At 63.7% G+C, this 25044-nt stretch carries 13 protein-coding genes and 1 pseudogene; all 14 read left to right on the top strand.

The genetic code is table 11. The annotated features are described in order from the left end of the window. The first annotated feature begins 255 nt into the window (after positions 1-255). Complete coding sequence (locus F7D09_RS06805) at positions 256-2028, top strand: S8/S53 family peptidase (RefSeq protein WP_193312370.1); 1773 nt, start codon at positions 256-258, stop codon at positions 2026-2028. Between the two features lie 435 nt (positions 2029-2463). Next, positions 2464-6726 (top strand): PD-(D/E)XK nuclease family protein, encoded by a 4263-nt coding sequence (locus F7D09_RS06800; protein WP_152234653.1) that lies wholly within the window; start codon positions 2464-2466, stop codon positions 6724-6726. Next, a complete protein-coding gene (locus F7D09_RS06795) occupies positions 6723-11069 on the top strand; it encodes an ATP-dependent DNA helicase (RefSeq protein WP_152234652.1) in 4347 nt (1448 codons plus the stop codon). The genes F7D09_RS06800 and F7D09_RS06795 overlap by 4 nt, the downstream gene beginning before the upstream one ends. A 138-nt stretch (positions 11070-11207) precedes the next feature. Beyond that, complete coding sequence (locus tag F7D09_RS06790) at positions 11208-11978, top strand: GNAT family N-acetyltransferase (protein WP_226836044.1); 771 nt, start codon at positions 11208-11210, stop codon at positions 11976-11978. After that, entirely contained in the window at positions 11975-13402 is a 1428-nt protein-coding gene (locus F7D09_RS06785) for an MFS transporter (protein WP_152234650.1), read from the top strand. Before F7D09_RS06790 ends, F7D09_RS06785 begins: the two co-directional genes overlap by 4 nt. A 125-nt stretch (positions 13403-13527) precedes the next feature. After that, on the top strand, positions 13528-14283 hold the full coding sequence (gene dapB / locus F7D09_RS06780) for a 4-hydroxy-tetrahydrodipicolinate reductase (RefSeq protein WP_152234649.1): 756 nt from the start codon (positions 13528-13530) through the stop codon (positions 14281-14283). Between the two features lie 151 nt (positions 14284-14434). Continuing rightward, on the top strand, positions 14435-15340 hold the full coding sequence (gene dapA / locus F7D09_RS06775; protein ID WP_152234648.1) for a 4-hydroxy-tetrahydrodipicolinate synthase: 906 nt from the start codon (positions 14435-14437) through the stop codon (positions 15338-15340). Positions 15341-15556: 216 nt separating this feature from the next. Continuing rightward, positions 15557-17395, top strand: a complete 1839-nt coding sequence (locus F7D09_RS06770; protein ID WP_152234647.1) for a ribonuclease J — start codon at positions 15557-15559, stop codon at positions 17393-17395. A 201-nt stretch (positions 17396-17596) separates the two neighbouring features. Then, on the top strand, positions 17597-20212 hold the full coding sequence (gene pepN, locus F7D09_RS06765) for an aminopeptidase N (protein ID WP_152234646.1): 2616 nt from the start codon (positions 17597-17599) through the stop codon (positions 20210-20212). Between the two features lie 346 nt (positions 20213-20558). Continuing rightward, positions 20559-20870: a WXG100 family type VII secretion target gene (locus F7D09_RS06760; RefSeq protein WP_152234645.1), complete on the top strand. Its 312-nt coding sequence runs from the start codon at positions 20559-20561 to the stop codon at positions 20868-20870. Positions 20871-20925: 55 nt separating this feature from the next. Then, entirely contained in the window at positions 20926-21219 is a 294-nt protein-coding gene (locus F7D09_RS06755; protein WP_226836042.1) for a WXG100 family type VII secretion target, read from the top strand. A gap of 121 nt (positions 21220-21340) precedes the next feature. Beyond that, complete coding sequence (locus F7D09_RS06750; RefSeq protein ID WP_152234644.1) at positions 21341-21721, top strand: hypothetical protein; 381 nt, start codon at positions 21341-21343, stop codon at positions 21719-21721. 55 nt (positions 21722-21776) lie between these two features. After that, on the top strand, positions 21777-23594 hold the full coding sequence (locus F7D09_RS06745) for a S8 family serine peptidase (protein WP_152234643.1): 1818 nt from the start codon (positions 21777-21779) through the stop codon (positions 23592-23594). A gap of 44 nt (positions 23595-23638) precedes the next feature. Beyond that, positions 23639-25044, top strand: a pseudogene (locus tag F7D09_RS06740) (hypothetical protein); the annotation flags it as partial.

Raw genomic sequence — 25044 nt, 5'->3', positions numbered from 1 at the left:
ATGGATGGCGGTGCCGGCGCAGGTGAACCGGCAGTGAATTATGAGGACGGATGATGTGCCGGCGGCGCGGATGCGGTAAACTGAGCCGCATATCAATGAGCGCTGGTGCAGAACCTCGGCCCATGCCAATGACGGCGTAAACCGTGTGCGGCGGGCAGGGGTGCCTCCGCGTCGCAAGACATGGAGCCTCGTGGAGGATGGGTCGGCGCTCGAGACGACGAGGGGAGCACGGCGCATGGTGCAGATGGCGGTGCGATGAGTATTAAGGAAGATGCTCGAATGAGATGGCCGCGCGCGGTATGGCGCATGTGGATGTCCGTGATGACGACGCTGATGGCGTTGTCTATCGTCGTCATGTCGGTCGTGCCGCAGGCTTCGGCGTCCGAGGACGGCCTTTGGCCAGTGAATGACGCGGTGCGCCGTGCCTGGAGTCAGGGCATTGACGGCAGCGGAGTCAAGGTCACGGTTATCGATGATATGCCGATTGCCGACCATCCGGATTTGCAGGGGGCAGACATCACATACTCCGTGGCATCGTTTTATGGCATGGATAGAAAAGAACCTGTCTACTGTTCAATCGGCGGGCAACGACTTCAACAGTCATTACAGGCTGGCGACACCTTCGGAGGTGCAGGACCTTTCTATTCATCTCATGGGACACTTATGTTGCAATGGATTGTAGGGTCAGGCAAAGGATATGAAGGAAAGCCTGATGTGCGTGGCATTGCTGATGGTGCGGAGATTGATTTTCATGCGATTAATTTTTCAATGGCGCCGGGAATGCCTAACGCATGTTCTGCTGTCAATGGCTCGTTGCCAGGGATCAATTTCACTGATATTTTGCAGAATTCAGTTATCGAGAATAGTCGCGTAGTGAATATGTCGTTCGGTGTGGGGTTGGCAGCTGACGATATCTCCAGTTTTGTATCGGCTCTGCGCCATGGCGTGATTATGGTGTCGGGACGAGCAAATACTACTGAGGCAGGTTCTGATAGTTTGACGGGCGATCCGCGAGCGAACAATTATTTCCCCGGTGTGGTCACGGTGAACAGCATGATGGAGGATGGATCGCTCGCGCCGTCCTCCGATACTGCGGATGGCAATGTGTCGGTTCTCAGCCCGGGATATGGGGTCTTGGTGCCTGCCGCATATGATTATAAAGACGTTTCAACCGGCAACGGTGGTACATCGACGGCGGCGGCGGTGCTGTCGGCGTATGTGACTCTTGCAATACAGAAATGGCCGAAGGCGACCGGCAACCAGATTCTGCAGTCTCTCGTGCGCAATACGCAGGAGGCCGCGGCACATGGCGGTGCGTGGCTTGATCCTGAGCATCGGATTGGTTTCGGTCGAGTGGATGTCGATCGCCTGCTGACCGTCGATCCGACGTCATATCCGGACATCAATCCGATTCTGGAGATTCAGGTGAAGAATGCGGCGAAAAACTCGGTTACGAAAGACTGGTATACGCAGGATTGCGGCACGAATCCGGATGGTGTCGGCGGTGCCGCCGATGACGTCGTCCCGTGCGAGGCCGGACTGATCGGCAAGGAGTACGAGCGGCAGAAAGCCGCATGGGCGAAAGTGAAGCAGTGCAGGTCGGATGGCGGTTCGGATTGCATGCGCTACTCGGCGACCGCGACGGCGGACGACGAGGAGGGGGCTTCGCAAACGCCGGATGACGGCTCGGAGACGAAGTCCCGAGACTCCGCGGTCGGTGTTCCCACGTGGGCGTGGTGGGTCGCCGGCGGCGGTGGGCTGTTTGTGGTGGCAGGAGGCGTCGCGGCAGGCGTGATCGCATCTCGTCGCAGGCGCCGGACGTCGTATCGGGGTTCGCACGTGCAACCGGTGCGGTCTGTGGCTGCAGGGCCAAGGCCTCCGCAGTATGTTCCGGGGCCGCGGAGCTCCTATCCGTCCCAGTCTGGGTACCCTATGCCCGGGCAGGGTGCGGCTCGGCACGATGACATAGGCGCTGGGCAGGCTGCTCCGTACCCGTATCCCGGCAGTCAGACAAATGATGTCCGATAAGTATCTGGGCTTGCTCGGCACCTCCGATGGCGGCGACTCCAGCATGAAGACTGTAAAAGAGACCATGCAGGAGATTTTTACTGGTGATTGCTTGGGTTCGTAATCCGCATCCATGATTGACAAACCAACGTTGGTGATTGCTTCAAGGTTCTGGATTGGGCTCTAGCTGCGGGGCTTCTGCCAGCATCGACGTAATGCAGTCGCGTAAGCTTTGGAAAATGCGGCGTGTCGCGGATTTGAAGAAAAAAGCGGTAGATATCTACCGCTTTTTTCATACGGCGTTAGGCTGGAGCCATGATGACGCGGCGCTCGCAGGTCGGTATCATCGGCGACGATGAGGGGACCGGCGACGATGAGATTATCGGCGACGGCGGTCATCGACGACATTGAAACGGGTCCGGCTGCGGGCGGAACCGATGGACGAATGGAGGGGCCATGACGATCGACGGGTTGCTGGATGGGCCTGCCGGCGGCGCACTGCTGGCGGTGGGGGCGCCATGCTCGGGCAAGACCACGTTCGCGCGTGAGGCGCTGATGGCGGGATTGCGCAGGTACGGGGAATCGAAGGCGGTCATGACGGTATCCGGCCGCCAGACGGCCGACCGGATAGGCGACGGGGTGATTCGCGAGCTTGGAGCGTCGGCGCAGGCGCGTCCGGTGACCACGCTCTCCGCGGTGGCGTTCCGGTGCATCACCGATGAGAGGAAGCGCGAGGAGCTGCCCCTTCCGCGGCTGCTCAACGGCGCCGAGCAGGATGCGTTGCTGAAATCGGTGTGCGAGGCGCACGTGCGGCATGTGAGGGCGGGGGATCCCTGCGACACCTGTGCGCTGATGCGCGAATACTTCGCCGTCTCCGATTGGACGTCAGTGCTGGCAAACGGGTCGGATGCGGGAGACGGTGCCGCCGCGCAACCGAGCGGGAAGCGGGAGGATGCAGACGGCGATGCGTCCGATGGCCGTGCTCGCATCGGCGTCAACGACGCGTTCGTCATGCAGCTGCGCGACATGCTGGCGCGCATGGACGAACTCGGCGCGTCCTCGAAGAAGGAAGGAACGATTCTGGCGGCGTTGGGCCAGTTGGGCCACTGGTCGCCGCACACCGAACGCCTGCACGTGCAATGGCGGCTCGCGTTCGCGCTGCGCCGCGAATACAGGGATGCTGTGGATGCAGCCTATCCCGGCGAATACCGTCTCGACTCGTCCCGATTGCTGGTGGAAGGCGCCGAAGCCGTACGACGGGCGGCGACGGAGGACCTGCCGGAACTGCTGGTGGCGGATGACTTCCAGGACCTTACGCTCGCGGGCTTCGCTTTCTTGCAGGCGCTGCATGACAGGGGAGTGCGGCTGCTGCTTGTCGGCAATCCCGACGAGGCGGTGCAGACCTTCCGCGGCTCATACCCGGAATACCTGTTCGCTCAGGCGGCGGACCGGTTGGGCGCCACGGTCATGCGCCTTGAAGGGGAGCGTCGCCCGGCATACTCCTATCGCGACCTTGCTGCGAGCCGTGTATCACTGTCCATCCACTCCGCGCAGGACGACCCGGTGCCAGTGCCGATGCGCCCCGGCAAACTGCCGCAACTGCCGGGGAGTCTGCCGATAGCCGCGCTGGATGACATCGATCCGCTGCCGGATGACGGCACCCTGACGACGGCGTTGTACCGTTCGCCGAAGGATGAGATGGAAGACATCATCTGGCGCATCAAGCAGACGCATGTCACCGACGGCCGCAGCTGGAACGACATGGCGGTGATCGCCCACGACAATACGACGGTGAGGACGCTCGGCGAACGGCTGCGCCACGACGGGGTGCCCGTCCGGTATTCCTCGGTCACCAGGCCGTTGAAGGACGAACCGTTCGTGCAGGGACTGTTCGCGCTGCTCGAACTCGCCGACCTGCGCAACCAGGCATTCGCCGACCTCGGCATGAACCTGCAGCAGACGGCTGTGTACGTGCGGTCCCGTGTCGCGACGCTCATGGCATGCCCGTTGATCAGCGTCGGCGGCGGCCGCGACCATGAAGGGTATCCGGCGCGATTGGCCTCCATCGAATCGGCCATGAACGCGCTCGCATCACTCAGCGGCGTGGTGGACGACGGTGCCGCTCCGGAAGAGGCGGCGTCGGAAACGCAGATGTCGGCAGCACAGACGCAGACAGCACAGGCGCCGACGCCTGTGGATTCCGATGTGCGGGATTCGGATGATCGGGAGCGTATGGGTCACACGCTGCGCGGTCTGCTGGATGGTTGGAAAGCCCTGCGCAGCGTCATGGTGGAATCACGGCCTGACCTGATAGCGGTCGACGACTCCATGGTCGACGTCGAAGCGCCGCAGGGCGATGACATGCCGTTCGGCGTGGACGCGATGTACCTGCTGCTGGAGTTCTGCCACGGCGAAGTGGCGGCGGACTCGTCGAAGGTGACAACGAATGACGTGATCGCCGCCATCCAGGACGTCTGCGGACGGGACCCGAACGCGAAAGCGTTCGCCGACCTGTGGAATCTCGTGGACACCGTGGCGAAGGGGCTACGGAGCCCCGGCACGCGCGAACCGCAATATGCGCTGTCCCTTGCATGGGACGCCAGCGGTGTGGCGCCCCGATGGCAGCGGGAGGCCTTCAATAACACGGATGCCGGCAGGGCCGCCAACGACAGGCTCGACTCGGCGATGCGACTGTTCTCCTACGCATCCGGATCGGCCGCAAGCCGGAACCTCCCGGAGTTCTTCGCCCAGGTACGGGCCATGCGCATCGAAGCCGACTCATTGGCCAAAGTCGCGCCCATCGACGAGGCGGTGACGCTCACCACTCCGGCCGGGTCGGCCGGCAACCATTGGCCATTGGTCTGGATTCCGGCGGTGCAGCAAGGCGTCTGGCCGAACCTCGCCGCCCGCAACACCATGTTCGGCGGCGAGGACCTCGCCGACGTCATGCTCTACGGGGCGCTCGCCGATGAGGGGAAACCCGATTCCGGGCAGCTCGAAGCCGTGCTGTACGCCGAGCAGAAAAGCCTGCTGGTAGCGTTGACCAGGGCGTCGGAGCGCACCAGCATCAGCGCCGTGTACAACGATGATCTCACGCCATCGGATTTCCTTTACGGATATCTGCCGGAACGGTACGACCGTGGCAAGCACGCCAGCGCAGAAGGACGCGACTATGCCGAGGTCGGCGGCGACGACCGGTTCCACGGACTGGACGCCAATCCGCGCGGCCTAGTCGCCGCGGCTCGTGTGGAACTCGCCGCGCAACCGGCCGAATCCGACGAAGCCAGGGATGCGCGCGCCGCGCTGTCGCTGCTCGCCGCGCACGGCGTGCAGGCGGCCGATGCCAAGCAGTGGCCATTCGTCGGCAGCCGTTCCGCTCCGTCGCAATACGAGCGACATGAACAGGACTCGCGAAGCGGACAAGATGCATCGTCGACGCTGACTGCACAGCATATGCGATTAGCGCCGGTGGGGGAGTCGCCTACGCGCACTGCCTTGGATATGCCGTCGACGGTTACGCTGTCACCATCCGCTGTGGACGGCATATGGGGCTGTCCGGTCTGCTGGATGCTGGAGAACCGCTTCTCCGGCCCACGGCCCGGAAGCGTGGCGACCGCGTTCGGATCCCTGATCCATGCCGTCGCCGAACAGGCCAGCAACGAGGGACTCGACAGAGCCGACTATGCATCCGACCTGCCGGTCGACGAGCGTGTCGGAAAGGTCCGCGACCGTATGATCGCTATCTACCATGAGCTCAAAGGCGATGCGCAGCAGATCGCCGACGCGGCGGACCGGTACAATGCATCGCGCAAGGAGAAGACCGTCACCGACGTGCTGGAACGCATCGCGGATTATTTCGTCCTGTCGAACACTGCCGACTACCCGGCCGGCAACGTCAAGAACTTCAGCGTCGGCACCCTTGAGGACTCGCAATGTGAGCGTTCCTTCGCCGCACTGTTCGGGCTGGACGACGTGTTGGCGGCATACAATGCGACCGCAGGCGTGACCCACATCAGCCGAGGCGAGCTGGCCGCCATCATGGGGACGTTGGTCGGAGGATGGCCTGAAGGCATGAGCGAAGATCTGCGCGTCCGGCTGTCCGGGCGTATCGATCGTCTCGAGGTCAGAAGCATGGCGAACGGCGAAACGCATGTGCGTCTGATCGACTACAAGACCGGCGGCATGCCGGGGACCAAGGCGATCTTCAACGATCTGCAGCTGGTGTGCTACCAGCTGGGCCTGGTGTTCCCCGAAGACGGCCCGCGTGGCGCGCAGGCCCTGCAGTCCATGCCGGACATCGCGCAAAGCGGTCTATTCCACGTCGCCGAGAAATCGGCGCCGGCCACATCGAAGACCAGCAACAATCAGGAGGGGCTGTTCCAGCCGGCTTTGTTCCATGATGGCAGCCTGAACGACACGACGTTCGTGAAGCGCACTCGCAGTTCGTTCGAATCGCTGGCCGACATCCCGATCCTTCCCGACACGCCGCCGCACGGCGTGAGCGCGACGACCTGGCAGCGGTTCCTTTCACTGCGGGGCACGCAGGCGATCTGGTCGCTTACCATGATCTCCCGGGTGTTCTACGCGGCGGCGGCAAGCAGGTCCACTCATCTTGAGGCGCACCCGACCGCCGACCATGTGGGGTATTGCCGCATGAGAAGCGTGTGCCCGGCATGCGCCAAAGCAGTCAACACCGTATTCGAAACGAGGCAGGCATGAACGCACAGGCATTCACCGACAGTCCGGAGCAGGCGGCGGTCATCAACGCCCCGGCCGACGACGATGTGCTCGTCGTCGCCGGCGCAGGCAGCGGCAAGACCTATACGATGACCCGGCGCATCATCAACCTCATCGCGGAAGGCGTGCCGCCCGAGCGCATCCTCGGGCTCACCTTCACCAGAAAAGCGGCGTCCGAACTGCTGTCGCGAGTCTCGGCGGCGGTGCTGGCAGGGGACGGGAAAAGCAACGAGCGGGATTCCGCGCGTGCGGCCAACCGAGCGTTCCTCAAGCCTGAAGTGTCCACGTACGACGCGTTCTTCCAGACCATCGTACGGCAGTACGGCCTTCTCGTCGGCTTCGGACAGGACACCCAGCCGCTCAGCGACGCCGGGGCTTTCCAATTGGCATCCACCGTGGTCGGCCGCCATACGGACATCCTTGCCGAACAGGACCTCGGCGCGTTCCGCACGGTGGTGCACAGCGTCCTCGACCTGTCCCACGCCATCGGCAACGCCATGATCGGCGGGCGGATTCGGACCGTGGACGAAGCCATCGCGCGCATCCGCGATTGGGATACGGCGTTCATCGCACAGCTCGACACCGCCATCGGCGACGAGCCGGTCCCCGAAGAGCTGCCCAAGGTCAAGAAAATCAAGCGTCTCAAGAAGGACACCGACGAGACCTACGCGGCGAAACAGGAGCAGCAGCAGGCCGAGATGCGTGCCGTCTGCGTGTATCATTGCGCCGGACTGCGGAACACGACGAAGCGCCGTGAAATCCTGCTGGATCTTGTCGCGGAATACGAGCACGAGAAGCGTGTACAGAACATGGCGGAATTCAGCGACTTCACCATCGCCGCCTACCAGCTCGTCGCACGGTTCCCCTCCATCGGCGAGCGGTACCGCAAGCGTTACACGCATGTGCTGCTCGACGAATACCAGGACACCTCCACCACGCAAGCCATGCTGCTGGCTTCGCTGTTCCACCCCGGGAGCCAACAGGACAGCCGGCGGGACGCCCGCGGAGCAGAACAGTCAGCGGGCCAGCCGGGAACCCGTCACGGCTCGTCCGCCTACGTCCGCTCGGCGGTGAACGCGGTCGGCGACCCGTTCCAGTCCATCTACGCGTGGCGAGGCGCCAGTCCCGGCGCGTTCCGCATGTTCCAGCATGACTTCGACATGCCCGTCGAACGACGCCCGTACCCGTTGAGCGTCACGCGGCGCAACTCCCGCATCGTGCTGCGCGCGGCGAACAACCTCACCAAGCCGTTGCGTCTGACGCCCCGGCGAGCCAGCAGTTCGCTCATGCATGAGGTCGACGTATCAAGCCTGTCCACGCTCGACACCGCTCCGGAAGGCACCATCGGCGTACTGGGATTCGACACTTTCGGTCAGGAGGTGGACGCCGTTGCACGCTTCGTGCGCCAGGCCATCGCCCGGTACGGCGATGAAGGCGACGGGACCCATGGCGCCGATACGCCGCATGTGGCGGTGCTCTTCCGAGGCAAGACCCGTATGGCCGCCTTCGCGCAGGAACTGGAACGGCGTGGCCTCAAGACCCTGGTCGTCGGCTATTCGGCATTGCTGGAACGCCCGGAAGTGCAGGACCTGCTGGCGTTGCTGCATGCGGTGGCGGACCACACCGACTCCAATGACCTCATGCGGCTGCTCGCCACCCCACGCTTCGGCTTGGGGGCGGAACCGCTCATGCGTCTGGCTTCCATGGCCGAGGACCTTGACGCCCAATACCGGTACCGGGCCCTCGTGCAGGCCGGGATCATCGAGCCCCAGTCCGATGTTCCGCCGTCAACGCAAGGAGCCGGCACAGGGCAGTCCGCTGACGGCGATCCGCGTAGCGTTGGTGCGGCCGTCGCCGCGATCATTTTCGCCGATCCGGACATCAAACGAATCGTCAAGGAATACCGGGACAAGGTTCCTCATGCCGTGTTCCTCATCGACATGCTCATGCGCGACGACCTCGAGACGCTGCTCGAGCGTCGAGCGGCATTCGATGCTCAGGAACGCACTCTCATCGCACAGGCAGGCGCCGTACTCCGGCAGGTGCACGCCGTCGCCAACCATCCGCTGGCCGAAGTGATCGATGCCGCAGTGCAGGCGCTCGACCTTGACATCGACACCATCGTCGCCCAGGCGGTCAAGGATCCGGATACGCCGGTGAACCCCGCCCGAGCGCACGCCGCGCTCGACGCGATCGCCGCGCTGGTGGACACGTACAGCCGGGAGATTGTCGAAGGAGGCGTCCCCACACTGCGCGGCTTCGTCGCATGGGTGGACTCGCTCGGCCAGATCGAAGAAGAGTCCGCCGCCATGCCGGACACCCCGGCGGATGTGGTGCTCATGACCGTGCACCAGTCGAAAGGCCTGGAATGGGATGCCGTCGCCGTGGTTTCGATGCAGAACGGCGCCTTCCCCAGCAACAAGAGCGGTCTGCATATCGATGCCGACGATGAGCATCCCGGAGGTGGCTCCGGAGACCAGTGGACGCCTCCCGAATACCAGACGACCGTGCGCACATGGCTGGACGATGCCTCAGCCGTGCCCGTGCCGGTTCGCGTGGATGCGGACATCCTGCCCCGGTTCCCACATGACGCCATGCCCGGCGCCGACCCGGTGGCGTCGCTTCGTGACATGGATGATGTCGTCGTCATCGACGATGAGGTCTACGGAAGCATGCGTCAACAGGACACCGGCGATGACGTGGATGCCATGGACCGTTCCAGCTGGTATCTCACCCAAGAGGAGGAATACGGCCGCCGGTTGCTCGCCGACGAACGAAGACTCGCCTATGTGGCGTTGACCCGCGCCAAAAAGGACGCGCTCTTCACCTACAGTCGACACGCCACGGTCTCCCGCGACCCGCGGACGTTGGTCGACGATAGCGGGAAGACGCCATCCTCGTCCAAGCCGTCGGTGTTCTGGACCGAAATGCAGGATTCGCTATGCCACGAACCAGATCTCGTCCCCGCCGATCAGCAGAGTCGGCCTGAGGGCGAGACCACTGCTCAGCCGTCCGGCACTGTGCAGCCATCAGGTACCGCGCAGCCGTCAAGCACTGCGCAGCCGTCAAGCACTGCGCAGTCGTCCGTCACAGCGGGGGAGACCCTTGCCGGCATCAAGGCGCCGAGACCTGAAGGGTTCTTCGTGGGTGACGCGGCCGAACTGTACGAGCGGACGGTAATCGAAGCCGCATGGGATGCACCATTGGAGACCGTGTCAGGCAAGACCGAATTGCCATGGCCAGCCACGCTGTCGGATGACGTCATCGCCCGGCTCGGAGCGGATTCGTGTACGGAGCCAGGCCGCGGCGTTGCCGACGGCCGTGCCGAAGGTTCGGACGTTTCCGCCTCGGACGCTTCCGGTTCGGGCGCCGATGGTCTGGATGACGGCGGTCACGGCATTGACGGCTCCCGGACGTCAGGTTCGGCTGCCGATGACTCCGGCCCGCTGCTCTCCAGAGCACGGATGCTGGTCGCCGACCGTGACCTCATGCCCTGGACGTTCACGGCGGAATCGGACATCGACCGGCATGCGCGCACCCAAGGCGAGCATCTGCTGTCGCATAGCCGGCAGAACGTCACCTCGCTGCAGGCTCGTGCCGGGCACCTCACGCAACGGGAATCGCGACAATACTGGCGGAGCCTCATCCGCCCCATACCAAGGGTCGCGTCCCCCGCGGCAGAGGCGGGCACCCTGTTCCACGCATGGGCGGAACGCTTCATGAACGCCTTCGAGGTCATCCCCGAGACCGTCGACTCCGGATTCGCGCCCGACTCCGACACGGCATTCGGCGGCGGCGAGATGACCGGCGCAGAACAACCCACCCGCGAGACGCTGCTCAGCGAGCTTGCCGCACGGGAATCCCATCAGGAGGCGCTCACGGACAAGGAGCGCAAGCTGCTCGTCTGGCAGCGACGGCTGTCGCAATCCGCATGGGCGCAGCGCAGGCCCGCATGGGTGGAACGGCAGATCGTCGTCGCCGTGCCCCAGCTCGGCGACACCATCATCAACGGCAAACTCGACGCCGTGTTCTATGGGGGCCTCGACCCGGACGACAGGATGAAGCAGTACACCATCGTCGACTGGAAGACCGGCGTCAGACCGCGCAAGCCGCAGGACATCAAACGCAAGCTCGTACAGCTCGACTGGTATCGCCTGCTGCTGTCGCACATCGAGCAAGTGTCGTTGGACAGAATCGACGCCACCCTCTACTATCTGAGTGAGCCCGAAGAAGGCCTGCGCGAGCTCCACGCACGCGCCAAAACCGAAGACGAGATCCTAGCCGAGTTGAGCTCCGGCGTCCCCGAAGGATCCGACGACGACTAGATGCCGGCAAGCGACGCCAGGCATCCGGTCGCGGATGGAACGCACCGCGACAGTCGCCGTCGGCAGGGGAGCCGCGACCCTTGGTGCACCGTGTGGGCGGGCACACGTGCCGGACGCAACGAACCAAAAGGAGTATTCATGGTTGCGCACGACAGCACCACCAATGCAACCGGGCCGGTGACCTACCGGCCCATGACCTGGGACGACGTGGACGCCATCGTCCGCGAATTCGACCGCACATGGGGCGAATGCAGCTCAGCCGCGGGCACACCGGTCTCCATGCGCATATCGCGCCACTTCGTACTGCACTACCTGCAGCCCACCACCCGCGGTGAAATCGCCGAACGGGACGGCCGGTTCATGGGCGTCACGCTGAGCCGTGTCGTCGGCCAGCCGGTCCTGTTCCCGCAGGCCGCAACGGCGCTCGCCGACATCGACGCCGAACTCGACCGCAGCGAGCTCGGCGCGAAGACGCTCGCAGAAACCAACCACTGGCATGCGCTGGAAACGCGCATGGAGGACGAGGTCGGCATCAACGACACCGCGCAGGCGGAGATCGAACTGTTCCTCGTCTCCTCCGACGCGCGCGGCCATGGTGTCGGCGGCACCTTGTGGCGTCACGCCATGCGTTATTTCTCGCAGCTTGGCGTGAGCCGCTACTACCTGCACACCGATTCGAGCTGCGACGTGAGTTTTTACGACCACAAAGGGCTCGACCGTGTAGCCGAACGGTTCGCCGCCGACCATCCCGAGGACGGCGACATGGATGACATCTTCATCTACGCCGGGGAACCGCGACAGTCCTCTGTCGCGCAGTCGGACACCGCGGCTGCGGAGAGCCCCTCCAACGACCTTCGACCGGCCTCAACCGGACGGGAGGCGACGCAGGGCGAGGAGGCGACACGATGAGCGACGCCATTGACTCGACCGAGCATGATCTGTGCTCCCGCGAGCGTCACGCATCCCCGTATGCCACGCTGTTCCGCATCCCCGGGGCGAAGTCCTTCTGCGTCTCCGGTGCGGTGGCCAGACTGCCGATCTCCATGATGGCCCTCGGCATCGTGCTCGCGCTCAACCACCTGTACGACAACTGGACGATCGCCGGCTCGATGAGCGCCGCCTACATTCTCGCCGTCGCCGCGGTCACCCCGTTCTATGCGCGGATGTTCGACCGGTTCGGCCAGCATCGTGTGGGCCCGGTGGCATTGACCGTGCAGGTGGTCGTCATGCTGGCGTTCGCGTTCGCGGCGCTCATGCGCGTGCCGATTCCGGCGTTGTTCGCGCTCGCTATCGCCATGGGCGCCACGCAGTTCTCGTTCGGCGCGCTCGTGCGCACCCGGTGGGCATACGTACTGCGCGGCACGGGCAACGGCGCGCTGCTCAACACGGCGTACGCGATGGAGGCGGCCATCGACGAGGTGGTGTTCATCCTCGGTCCGATCCTTGCCGCCTTCCTCGCCACATCCGTGCACCCGGTGTCCCAGCTGTTCGTGCCGACCGCGGCCTGCGGCGTCGGCGGCGCGGTGTTCTTCTCGCTGCGCAGCACCGTGCCGCCGGTGCTGGAGCCGGTGCAGGTCGAAGCATCCGCATCGTCAAAGACCGGCGGCGCTGACATCGGCGGCGCTGGCACCGGCATCCCAGACGCCGCAGAAGCCGACCGGCGGGCCGCCGCGCAGCGGTCCTGTACGCAGCAGGCATCCGGCCGCGGGACGTCCCAGCGGTTCTCGCTGCGCCGCCTGCATCGCACCGGCGCGGCGAAGCCCAAAAACGTGCTCACGTATCCCGGCATCGTGCCGCTGCTCGTCGTGTTCATCGTGTTCAACATGAGCTTCACCGCGTTCGACGTGTCGATGACAGCCACGATGAAGGCCGCCGGTGTGGAGCATCTGCTCGGTCTGCAGCTCGCCATGTTCGCGGTCGGTTCGTGCTGCGGCGCAGTGATCTTCGGCTCACGGCAGCTGAAGGGGTCGCATTGGCGTCACATGGTCGTGTTCCTCGCGCTGCTCACGGTCGGCTATGTGCTGTTCCGGGTGACGATGGACAACTTCCTGCTGCTCGGCGCGATGGAGGTGCTCGCCGGATTGTGCGTGTCGCCGCTGTTCGCCACCGGCAACCTCATCGTCAAGGACATCGTGCCCGCCCGGTCCCTGACCGAAGGGCTCTCATGGGTGACGACGGCCGGTTCGGTCGGCACGTCGTTCGGCTCGACGCTTGCCGGCGCCGTGCTCGATGCGTCCGGCCCGCACTTGAGCATGATGATCCCGTGGACGGTCACGCTGTGCGCGGTGCCGCTCGCCCTGTTCGGCTGGTGGCTCGCCCGACGCCGCCGCTGATGCGCCGCCCCACGACTTCGGCGGGCGCGTGTAGGCTCGGAAACCGGATTGCATAAGAACCGGAACGTGTGTGCGGCGCAAGCCGCGGCCGGCGCCGCACACCACACACAGAAAGGCATACCAGCATGATCAAGGTTTCCGTGGTCGGCGCCAAGGGGCGCATGGGCTCTCACGTGGTCGAGGCGGTGAACGGCGCCGCCGACATGCAGCTGGCGCTAACGCTTGACGCCGCCGACGATCTGGCGGCCATCACCCCCGAGAACACCGACGTGACGGTCGAGTTCACCGTGCCGAGCGTGTCGCTCGGCAACGTGCTCAAGCTCGCCGCGCAGGGCGTCGACGTGGTGGTCGGCACCACCGGCTGGACCGAGGAGAAGCTCGCGAAGGTGCGCGAGGCCATCGCGAACGGACCTCGCCCCGACGCACAGAAGGTGTTCATCGCGCCGAACTTCGCCATCTCCGCCGTGCTCGCCGACTATTTCGCCGTCAAGGCCGCGAAGTACTTCGAGTCCGCCGAGGTCATCGAACTGCACCACCCGACCAAGGTGGACGCCCCCTCCGGCACCGCCATCCATACGGCGCAGGGCATCGCCGCCGCGCGCAAGGCCGCGGGTCTTGGCCCCATGCCGGACGCCACCGAGACCGACGGCGGCTCGCGCGGCCAGGTCGTCGACGGCGTGCACGTGCACGCCGTGCGCCTGCGCGGCCTCAACGCCCACGAAGAGGTGCTGTTCGGCAACGCGGGGGAGCAGCTGACCATCCGCGCCGACAGCTTCGACCGTGGCTCGTTCATGCCCGGCGTGCTCCTCGCCGTGCGCAAGCTCGCCTCCGACGCCCCCGCGGGCCTCACCGTCGGCCTCGACAAGTTCCTCGACCTGTGACCGCAGCCGGCGGGTGCCTCGTCTCCGCCGTACCCGTACCCGCCGCTTCGGGCACGGCCGCTTCGCCCTCATCCGCCAGCCGTTCGCGGCATGGACGCGGGGCCTCGAACCGGCCGCCGCGCGTCCCGAGTTGGAAGTACGGTAGTGAACTATGAGTGACGGTACTATGCATCTTCTCAATCCGGCTCCGTTCGGCCGTATTCTTCCCGCCATGGTCACCCCCATGAAGTCCGACGGCTCGGTCGATTACGACGCCGCGCAGCAGCTCGCCCGCCAGCTTGTCGCGGACGGTGCGGACGGTCTGGTGGTCAACGGCACGACCGGTGAATCCCCGGTGACGCACATGGAGGAAAAGGTTGAGCTTGTCAAGGCCGTCAAGGAGGTCGTGAACGTCCCGGTGATCTCCGGAGCCGGCTCGAACGACACCGCGCACACCGTGCGCATGGTCGAGCAGACCCAGGAGGCCGGCGCCGACGCGGTGCTGGTCGTCATGCCCTACTACTCGCGTCCCAGCCAGGATGGCGTCGTCGGCCATTACAAGGCGGTCGATGAGTCGGCCGAGAAGCCGATCATCGTCTACGACGTGCCCGGCCGCACCGGCCTCAAGGTGAAGGTCGAGACGTACGACCGTCTCGCCGAACTGGAGCATGTGAAGGCGGTCAAGGACGCCACCGGCGACCTCGCCGCGGCAGTCGAGAAGCAGCAGCGGACCGGCCTCGCCTGGTATTCCGGCGATGACGGCCTGTTCCTGCCGTTCCTGTCCATCGGAGCGGTCGGCATCATCTCCGTGATCGCCCACGTGGCAGCCACCCCGATGCGCGACCTCGTCGAGGCGTTCGACCGCGGCGACATCCATGAGGCGCAGCGTCTGGCGAACCAGCTCGCGCCGCTCGTCCACGCGCTCAACGGCGACGGTTACCAGGCCGTCATGGCCAAGGCCGCGCTGAAGATGAAGGGATACCTGACCTCCACCGCCATGCGTCTGCCGAACATCGGACCGGACGCCGACCAGCTGGACAAGGCCGAAGAGGGTATGAAGGCCGCCGGCTTGCTGTAAGGCATCCGCCGGACGCGCACGCCGGCCACATCCGCCGACGGCACGGCTTGCGGGATTGGTGCGGTCCGCCAGTTCAGGGGAGCTGCGGAACCAGCCGGCCACGCATGCCAGCCGCGCCGCTCAGCCACGCACACGCCTGGACGCGCCGCCCGGCCGGCCACTGAAACGTCGCCTTCGCAAACCACACGAAGGCAAAGAACAGAAAACCAAGTGAGAATGGCACAAGAACAACACAAGAAGAACAACAACTCACGCAGGTCCCGCTCCGCAGGCGCATCCCGTCGCCGCGGCGGCTCCACGCGCGGCAACGGCGGCACCTACAAGGGCCAGGCCACCGCGCCCCAGCAGGACGACGTCCTGATCGCCCCGCCGAAGTACCGCAAGGGCTCCATGCGCATCACGCCGCTCGGCGGCCTCGGCGAGATCGGCCGCAACATGAACGTGATCGAATATAACGGTCACCTGCTGCTCATCGACTGCGGCGTGCTCTTCCCCGAGGAGGAGCAGCCGGGCGTCGACCTGATCCTGCCCGACTTCAGCTACATCAAGGACCGTCTCGACAAGGTCGACGCGCTCGTGCTCACCCACGGCCACGAGGACCACATCGGCGGCGTGCCCTACCTGCTCAAGCTGCGCCCGGACATCCCGCTGATCGGCTCCAAGCTGACGCTCGCCTTCGTCGAGGCGAAGTGCCAGGAGCACAACCAGCACCCCACCATGGTGGAGGTCAAGGGCCGCGACAAGCTCAAGGTCGGCCCGTTCAACCTCGAGTTCATCACCGTCACCCACTCGATTCCGGACGCGCTCGCCTGCTACGTCAAGACGCCCGCCGGCTCCCTGATCGACACCGGCGACATCAAGCTCGACCAGCTGCCGCTCGACCACAAGATCACCGACCTCGTTGAGTTCGGCAAGATCGGCGAGCAGGGCGTCGACCTGCTCATGATGGACTCCACCAACGCCGAGGTGCCGGGCTTCGTCAAGCCGGAGACCTCGATCGGCCCGGCGCTCGACCAGGCGTTCGCGCAGGCGAGCCGCAAGATCATCGTCGCCAGCTTCTCCAGCCACGTGCACCGCGTCCAGCAGGTCGTCGACACCGCCCACAAGTACGGGCGCAAGGTCGTCTTCGTCGGCCGCTCCATGGTGCGCAACATGTCCATCGCCGCCGACCTCGGCTACCTGCACATCCCCGAAGGCACGGTCATCGACCTCAAGCAGGCGCACGACGTGCAGGACGACAAGATCGTCTACATGTGCACCGGCTCCCAGGGCGAGCCGATGGCCGCCCTCGGCCGCATCGCCGACGGCAACCACCGCGACATCACCATCAACGAGTTCGATACGGTCATCCTCGCCAGCTCCCTCATCCCCGGCAACGAGCACGAGGTGTACAAGGTCATCAACAAGCTCGTGCAGCTCGGCGCGCGCGTCGTCAACCGCGACAACGCGGCCGTGCACGTCTCCGGCCACTGCAACGAGGGCGAGCTGCTGTACATGTACAACATCGTCAAGCCCAAGTGCGCGATGCCGATCCACGGCGAGAACCGTCACCTCGTGGCCAACGGCCTCATCGCCGTCAAGACCGGCGTCGACCCGCAGAACGTGGTCCTCGCCGAGGACGGCGACGTCGTCGACCTCTACCACGGCAAGGCCGCGGTCGTCGGCTCCGTGCCGTGCGGCTACGTGTACGTGGACGGCGACTCGGTCGGCGAGCTGACCGACGAGGAGCTCGAGAAGCGCCGCATCCTCGGAACCGAGGGCTTCGTCTCCAGCTTCGTCGTGGTCGACACGGAGGCCGCCGAGGTCGTCACCGGTCCGAAGATCTTCCTCAACGCCGTGGCGGAGGACGAAAGCGAGTTCAACAAGGTCCGCCATCAAATCGTCGAGCAGCTGCAGGACGCGATGATGCAGGGCACGAAGGACACGTACAAGCTGCAGCAGCTCATGCGCCGCACGCTCGGCAGCTGGGTCGCCCGCCAGCTTCACCGCAAGCCGATGATCGTCCCCGTCGTGGCCGACATCGCGCAGGACATCATCGAAGAACCCAGGAAGTAGTAACAGCACCGGCATAAGCCGATGTCACAATAGATTCCGAACAACCGGTCGCACCCCGCGCAAGGTGGGACGACCGCCTCGAAGAGGAGCAGGACGCCGAGGACCGCGCACCGACGTGCACGCCCGCGGCGTCTTGTTCCTCTTCGTCGCGTCAGGCCGGTTTGCAGGGGTCCGAGAACCAAGTAAGGAGTAAAGAAGAGTATGCCAGGTGCAAACCTCACCCGCGTGGAAGCCGAGGAACGCAAGTCCGTCGTCTCCGCGCCCATCAGCTATCGAGTCTGGCTTGACCTGACCGAGAACCCGCGCACGTTCGGTTCCACCGCGACCATCAGCTTCGCCGCGAAGCCGGGCAGCACCACGTTCCTCGACCTGATCGCCGACTCGGTCTCCGAAGTCACGCTCAACGGCGAATCCCTCGACCCGGCCGCCGTCTTCGTCGACAACCGCATCGAGCTCGCCGGCCTCAAGGACCGCAACGAGGTCACCGTCAAGGCCGAATGCGTCTACTCGAACACGGGTGAGGGCCTGCACCGCAGCGTCGACCCGTCCGACGGCAACATCTACCTCTACTCCCAGTTCGAGGTGCCGGACGCCCGCCGCGTGTACGCCGTGTTCGACCAGCCCGACCTCAAGGCCACGTTCGACTTCACCGTGCTCGCGCCGAAGTCGTGGATCGTCACCTCCAACATGCCGACGCGCACCGTCGAGGACGTGCCCGAGGTCACCACCGCCGAAGGCGTGCTCGGCGACCACGCCCCCGAGACCGCGAAGCGCTGGACGTTCGAGACCACGCCGATCATGAGCTCCTACCTGACCGCCATCTGCGCCGGCCCGTACGCCGAATGGCACACCACGTACCTCAACGAGGACGGCCGCACCATCCAGATGGCCCAGTACTGCCGCCAGGCGCTCGCCGAGGCGTTCTCCAAGGACGTCGACTACCTGTTCGACATCACCAAGAAGGGCTTCGCCTTCTACGCCAAGACGTGGGGCGTGCCATACCCGTACGCCAAGTACGACCAGATCTACGTGCCCGAGTACAACGCGGGCGCCATGGAGAACATCGGCATGGTCACCATCCGTGACCAGTACGTGTTCGAATCGAAGGTCACCGACGCGCTCGCCGAACGCCGCGTCGTGACCGTGCTGCACGAGCTCGCCCACATGTGGTTCGGCGACTACGTGACCATGAAGTGGTGGAACGACCTGTGGCTCAACGAGTCCTTCGCCGAGTTCACCTCCACGCTCGCCACCGCCGAGGCCACCGAATGGCATGACGCGTGGGCCACGTTCTGCTCCGGCGAGAAGAGCTGGGCTCTGCGCCAGGACCAGCTGAGCACCACGCACCCGATCGTCGCGCCAATCAACGACCTCAACGACACGTACGTGAACTTCGACGGCATCACCTATGCGAAGGGCGCCTCCGTGCTCAAGCAGCTCGTGTTCTACGTGGGCCGCTACCAGTTCTTCAAGGGCATCAACCAGTACCTCAACAAGTACGCCTACTCGAACGCCACGCTCGACGACCTGCTCGCCGAGCTGGAGGCAGCGTCCGGCCGCGACCTCAAGGCGTGGAGCGCCAAGTGGCTCGAACAGTCCGGCATCAACACCATCGCCACCGACCTGGCGATGCAGGACGACGGCAAGACCATCGCCTCGCTGACGCTGCGCCAGAGCGCTCCGGCCGAGCATCCGGTGCTGCGCCCGCACCGTCTGGCCATCGGCTTCTACAACGAGGACCCGGCCAGCGGCAAGATCGTGCGCACCGACCGTCTCGAGCTGGACGTGGACGGTGAGGCGACGGTCGTCGAGGCGGCTGCCGGCAAGCGTCGCCCGGCGTTCATCCTGGTGAACGACGACGACCTGACCTATACGAAGCTGCGGTTCGACGCCGAGTCGCTCGAGTTCGCCATCGCGAACCTGCACCGGTTCGACGATGCGCTCGCCCGCGCGGTCGTCTGGCTGTCGCTGTGGGACATGACGCGCGACGGCGAGCTGCCGGCGGAGCGGTTCATCGACACGACGCTCGCGCTGCTCGGCACCGAGACCGAATCCACCACGTTCCGTTACGCGCTCGCCTGCATGAGCACCACCGTGTGGCACTACACGGCGCCCGAGCGTCGTGACGCGGTCGTCAAGCACGTGGCCGCCGGGCTGTGGAAGCTCGCCTCTGCCGCTCCCGCCGGCTCCGACCAGCAGTTCCAGCTCGCCGGCGCCTACCTTGGCTACGGCGAGAAGGACGACGCCGACTTCGTGCGCAACGCGAAGGGCCTGCTTGACGGTTCCGTGGTGCTGGACGGTCTGGAGATCGACAACAACTTCACGTGGACGATCATCAACGCGCTGTCCAGCGCCGGCCTGATTGGCCAGGATGTCATCGACGCGCAGCTCGCCAAGCACGAGACCACCGAGAACCGCGAGTTCGCGCTCGGCGCCCGCGCGGTCCGCGGCGATGCCGAGGCGAAGGCGTGGGCGTGGGATCAGGCGCTGCACAACGCCGACCTGACCAACATGCAGCTTGAGGCCGTGGCCCGAGGTTTCGCCGCGACGCCGCGCCCCGACCTTGCCGAGCCGTACGCCGCGAAGTACTACGAGGTGGCCGACTGGGTGTGGAAGAACAAGAGCTTCCACATGGCTGAGGCGACGCTCGAAGGCCTGTACCCGGGCTACGCCGACCCGGCCACGCTCGTCTCGCTCGGCCAGCAGTGGCTTGACACGCATGAGGACGCCGACAATGCGCTTAAGCGCATCGTGCGTGCCAACGTCGAGTCCTCGCAGCGCACGCTCGCCGTGCGCGACTACAACGCCGCGCTGTAAGCATAGCTGAGCTGACTGCGTAACGGCCCTCGCCTTCGTTGGCGAGGGCCGTTTTCATTTGCTGGGGCGTTTGCGGGGGAGGGGTTGATGTGGCTGTTTTTTCTCGCCCCCGCTGGCGGGGGCTGTCGGCGTAGCCGACTGGGGGTGGTTCCACGGCCGCCCGCATCGTCATATCTGCACGGTTCTCCGTTCACTGACCATATACCGAAATGTTACGTAGTTGGGGTATTGCTGAACGCCGAATGGGAGTACACTAGACAACCGTAGGGGGTTCGTAAGAAGCTCCTCGGCATTATCATCCCAATGACGGCGTGAGCCGGGAAGAACAATCAAAGGAGAGTGAGCCATGGCAGATCGTATTTCCGCAGAGGCCGGTGCGCTTCGGAAGGGTCAGCAGGCCGTCGCGGAGGCTCGTCAGGGCATCGAAAACGAGATTCGTCGTGTGCGCGGTGAGATTGAGCAGATGCGCGCCTACTGGTCCGGCGACGCGGCCAACGCCTACACGCAGATGGTGAACGCGTGGGACGAGAAGACCACAAGCATCAACAACCAGCTGAACAATCTCGAGCAGCAGCTGAGCCAGACCGAGAAGGAGCAGGAGCGCAACGAGCAGGAGCACGAGCAGAACGTCTCCAAGATCGCCAGCATGCTGAGCTGACGCGCTTTCACGATTCCTGGACAATCAGACAACATCAGAAAGATAAGGATTCATCATGGCTATCGGTTCTTTCTCCGTCAACCCGGCGCAGGTGCAGTCGCTCGCCGAGGACATCCGTCACGGTGCGGACGGCATCCAGCAGCAGCTCGACCAGCTTGACGCCAAAGTCAACCAGCTTCGTCAGAACTGGGACGGCTCCGCGCAGCAGGCCTACACGGTCGCCCAGTCCAAGTGGAACGCCGACCTGAACGACGTGCGCCGTATTCTCAACCAAATCGCCGCCGCCACTTCGGAGATCTCCTCCAGCTACACCGCCAGCGATCACAAGGCCGCCGGCTTCTTCGGCTGATTCGCTGCCCGAGGAGGGCTTGAATCAACGAAAACCGTAATGATGCCGGCCGCTACCGTTGTGACGGCAACGGCCGGCATCACATCACGACATTATTCGTGACCAATGGGGGAAGGCTATCATGGGACAGATCAATTTCGACCCTGATCAGGCGCGATATCTTGCCGGCAAGCTCGCCGCGGGTGCTGAAGGCATTGCCTCCGCGCCGAAGATCAACGTGACCGGCGGTGTGCGCATGTCGTTCACCCAGCAGATCAACAAGGCTCTGCATTCGGTCAAGACGACGGCGAACGGCAACAAGGGTACGTATGCACGCTGGATGCAAGATTATTCCGACCGTATGGCCCAAGCGACCACGTATCAGGAGACCTTCGAGGAAGGCGTGCAGATGCAGCTGCAGGCCGAGCAGAAGAAGGTCGAAGGTACGCAGCAGTCGTATAAGCCAGCGTCGTCTTCGTCTGACAAGCCTAAGACCATCGACCGGCCAGTTATCGACATCTGATTGGTACGGCGTTCACGCAGCAACACGGCAGCATCAATTCAAGGAGCATTATCACATGGGTTCACGTTGGTCTCGGTTCAAAGCGGGTGTCGCGTGCGCATTGGCGTGTGTGTTGCCGGTGGCGTGGGCTCCGCAGGCTGTGGCGGCTTCGGCTGGTGACGGGCGCTGGCCGGCGGTGAACGATGTGGTGCAGAACGCGTGGAAGCAGGGCATCGACGGGTCCGGTGTGAAGGTCGCGGTCATCGATACCATTCCTGTGAGCGACAATCCTGTGCTTTCGGATGCGGATATTGACTATCAGCTTGGCGTTTTTCGTGACGCCGAGGGGCACGAGACGTCTTGTTCCATTGACGGTCAGCCGATGGTTGCCTCCATCAAGGCAGGGGAAACTAACTACGGCTATCAGTACTATTCTTCACATGGAACGGACATGCTTTCGTGGATTGTTGGTAACGGCCGCAACTATGTGTCCGATCGACCAGGCGTCATCGGTAGCGCTCCGAAGGCCAAAGTGCTTAGCATCGCCACTGGCGTCAGAACGCTTGGCTTACCGTATAACAGGATTTGCGACTCGTCAGACAGCAACGGTGTCAATACGAATCCAGGGGCCAACATGGACACAGCCGTGCATTGGGGTGCCCGCGTTGCCAACCTCTCCTCATTCGGTAGTATGTCGGACACTGACTATGAGAGTTATGTCAACGCATTGAGCCACGGTGTCATCATCGTTTCCGCCCGCGCCAACGACACTGATCCGGGACTGGATGACCTGACGGGTGATCCCCGTGACTGGAATACGTTTCCTGGCGTCGTAATGGTCAACTCCGTTACACAGGACGGTGACTTAGCCTCGTCATCCGACACCATGGACGGCAATGTGGCGGTGCTTTCCTATGGACAGAACGTACTTAATCCGGTAAACGAGCTGTCGCGCGGCGACAATCGTGTGGGCAACGGTGGTACATCCACCGCCGCCGCAGTCCTCACCTCCTATCTCACGTTGGCCGCGCAGAAGTGGCCGGAGGCGACCGGCAACCAGCTGATTCAGTCGTTGATTCGGAACACGAAGAGCGGCAAGGGCAAACCAGTCATCGATCCGGAACGCAGGCGCGGTTTCGGCGAGGTGAATCTGAACGCGTTGCTGACGGTGGATCCGACGCAGTACAAGGACGTGAACCCGATTCTGGAGTATCAGGTGAAGGCCGCAGCCCAGTATGACGATAAGAAGGACTGGTATACGCAGGACTGCAAGACGAACCCGGAGGGTATCGGCTCGGCTGCGGATGTTAAGGTTCCGTGTGAGGCCGGTCTGATCGGCAGGGAGTACGAGCGTCAGCAGGCGGCGTGGAAGAAGGTGGAGCAGTGCCGTGCGGACGGTGGTTCGGATTGCATGAGATACTCTGCCACGGCCACCGCCGGCGGGATTGGCTCTACCGGCGGCGAGGCTTCCCCGAAGACTCAGAGCATGGCCAAGGACGAACAGTCCGGTGGCTCGTTCCCGTCGTGGGCGTGGTTCGCCGTTGGTGGTGGTGTCGCCGTTCTTGTTCTTGGCGTGGTGCTGGCTGTTGTGCTGGGCCGGCGTCGGCGTAAAGCTCGCCGTGTTGCTGAGGTGCCGTTGTATGGTGTGACGCGTGGCTATGTGCGGCAGACGCCGCCCGCGCAGCCCTCCCAGCAATGGCCGCAACCGCAACCCGGGCAAGCACCGGGATACCGTCCTTTCACTGGCTCTGCCCAGTCGATGCCCCCGTCATCACAACAGCCGTACGGACAGCAGCAGGTGCCGCCGGCAGCATCATATCCTTCAGCGGCACAGCCACACATGCCACAGTCCCAAGGACATGCAGGCAGTCAACATGGCCGACACTCGCGATAACCAATTCAACATAGTAGTAGAGTAACTAGGAGAAGGAACCAACGATGGCCAATCGAGTGACATGGGATGATAACCTTGGTAACGTCTTCGACAACATGGTTGATGCCGTTGGAGGCGTCAGTGATTTGGTTGCTGATGTATTTGAAGGCGCCGTCAGTAAGGCAAAGAATGCTCTTGATACGTTCTTCGCTGTATGCAACACGAACAGTTCGTTAGGCACCACGAACGAACAGGTGTTGACGGAAATTGCCAACAGTCCGCACTGGGTGGTCTCGAACGCTGATGGGCAAGAACGTGAAGCTGGTCAGGCTGTGCAAGCTGTCGATAAGGTGAGTAAGCAAATTGACGCATCTGCAAGTTTTGAGGGTGAAACAGCAGAAAAGGCAATTGAGTATGGGAAAAATATCGTTAATCTGAAATACGACGAAACTCTTGCCGAACAGACCTCTACCATGAATGACATTGCGAATCGGGCGAACAGCGTCATAGACTATGTACGGAATCACAGGGACGGATTGCCTGGAAGCAAGTTGGATCAGCAATCCACGGACATGCTGAATGGTGTGCGGAACGTAGTAGTGCATATCCCTGTCCTCAATAAGATTATCGATACTGCAGGATGGTCTAATCCAGTTGAGAAAATCAACATGTATTTGGCTAACAATCGAGAAAAAGCGGCAGGCGACTTGCTTGACGATGTAAAAGAACAGTTTAGACAGGCTGTCGGCGGGGATTTAAGGCCTGTGGCCCTCCCCGAACCGGAATCCACGGGGGGCTCTCCTATCCCCATCCCCATCCCCGTCCCCGACCCGGACCCGGACGACAACACGGGTGATGATGGCCGCGTCCCCGGTCCGGGCACGTATCTCGGCGGTGGTGCGTACGACCTGAACGGCGACGGCGATCCCGACTACTATGACTACAATCTCGACGGCGTGCCGGACGTGTGGGTCGACTCCGATGGCGACGGCATCCCCGACATCTACGACACATACGACGACAACGACCCCCAGCAGCGCAAGACCATCGAGGACGCCACCGAGCAGGTCAAGCAGAACATCGCCAATAACCACCGCAACAATGGCGGTGGCTCCGACAATGGCGGCAACAGCGGTGATTCCGGGAACGGAAGCGGAAATAACTGGAATAACTCCAACGACTCCAATGGCGGTGATTCCCAAGACTTTGACATCGATGGCGGGAATACCGGCTACTATGAGCCCATCCCCGGGCCTCCGGATCCTCCTACGCCGACTCCGGATCCCTATGACACGTATAACCCGTACAACCCTCCGACCTACGATCCATATAATCCCCCGTCTTCTGAACTGCGCCCCAAAAGTTGGACGTGGTTTATTAAAGGGTACCAGACCGGGCTGTGGGGAACGTGTCCCGGAATTCCTCCGGGGTCAGTCCCCCCAGCCGTTCCTGGCGTCGTTTGGTGTTCCAG

It is taken from the genome of Bifidobacterium leontopitheci, from assembly GCF_009193355.1.
Classification (GTDB): Bacteria; Actinomycetota; Actinomycetes; order Actinomycetales; family Bifidobacteriaceae; genus Bifidobacterium; species Bifidobacterium leontopitheci.
Note: the sequence above shows the minus strand (reverse complement) of the source record. Positions and strands in the feature narration are given on the sequence as shown.

Bases quoted from the DNA above. Each gene is read 5' to 3' on its own strand.
- F7D09_RS06805 (WP_193312370.1), top strand. From the start codon at position 256: ATGAGTATTAAGGAAGATGCTCGAATGAGATGGCCGCGCGCGGTATGG.
- F7D09_RS06800 (WP_152234653.1), top strand. From the start codon at position 2,464: ATGACGATCGACGGGTTGCTGGATGGGCCTGCCGGCGGCGCACTGCTG.
- F7D09_RS06795 (WP_152234652.1), top strand. From the start codon at position 6,723: ATGAACGCACAGGCATTCACCGACAGTCCGGAGCAGGCGGCGGTCATC.
- F7D09_RS06790 (WP_226836044.1), top strand. From the start codon at position 11,208: ATGGTTGCGCACGACAGCACCACCAATGCAACCGGGCCGGTGACCTAC.
- F7D09_RS06785 (WP_152234650.1), top strand. From the start codon at position 11,975: ATGAGCGACGCCATTGACTCGACCGAGCATGATCTGTGCTCCCGCGAG.
- dapB (WP_152234649.1), top strand. From the start codon at position 13,528: ATGATCAAGGTTTCCGTGGTCGGCGCCAAGGGGCGCATGGGCTCTCAC.
- dapA (WP_152234648.1), top strand. From the start codon at position 14,435: ATGAGTGACGGTACTATGCATCTTCTCAATCCGGCTCCGTTCGGCCGT.
- F7D09_RS06770 (WP_152234647.1), top strand. From the start codon at position 15,557: ATGGCACAAGAACAACACAAGAAGAACAACAACTCACGCAGGTCCCGC.
- pepN (WP_152234646.1), top strand. From the start codon at position 17,597: ATGCCAGGTGCAAACCTCACCCGCGTGGAAGCCGAGGAACGCAAGTCC.
- F7D09_RS06760 (WP_152234645.1), top strand. From the start codon at position 20,559: ATGGCAGATCGTATTTCCGCAGAGGCCGGTGCGCTTCGGAAGGGTCAG.
- F7D09_RS06755 (WP_226836042.1), top strand. From the start codon at position 20,926: ATGGCTATCGGTTCTTTCTCCGTCAACCCGGCGCAGGTGCAGTCGCTC.
- F7D09_RS06750 (WP_152234644.1), top strand. From the start codon at position 21,341: ATGGGACAGATCAATTTCGACCCTGATCAGGCGCGATATCTTGCCGGC.
- F7D09_RS06745 (WP_152234643.1), top strand. From the start codon at position 21,777: ATGGGTTCACGTTGGTCTCGGTTCAAAGCGGGTGTCGCGTGCGCATTG.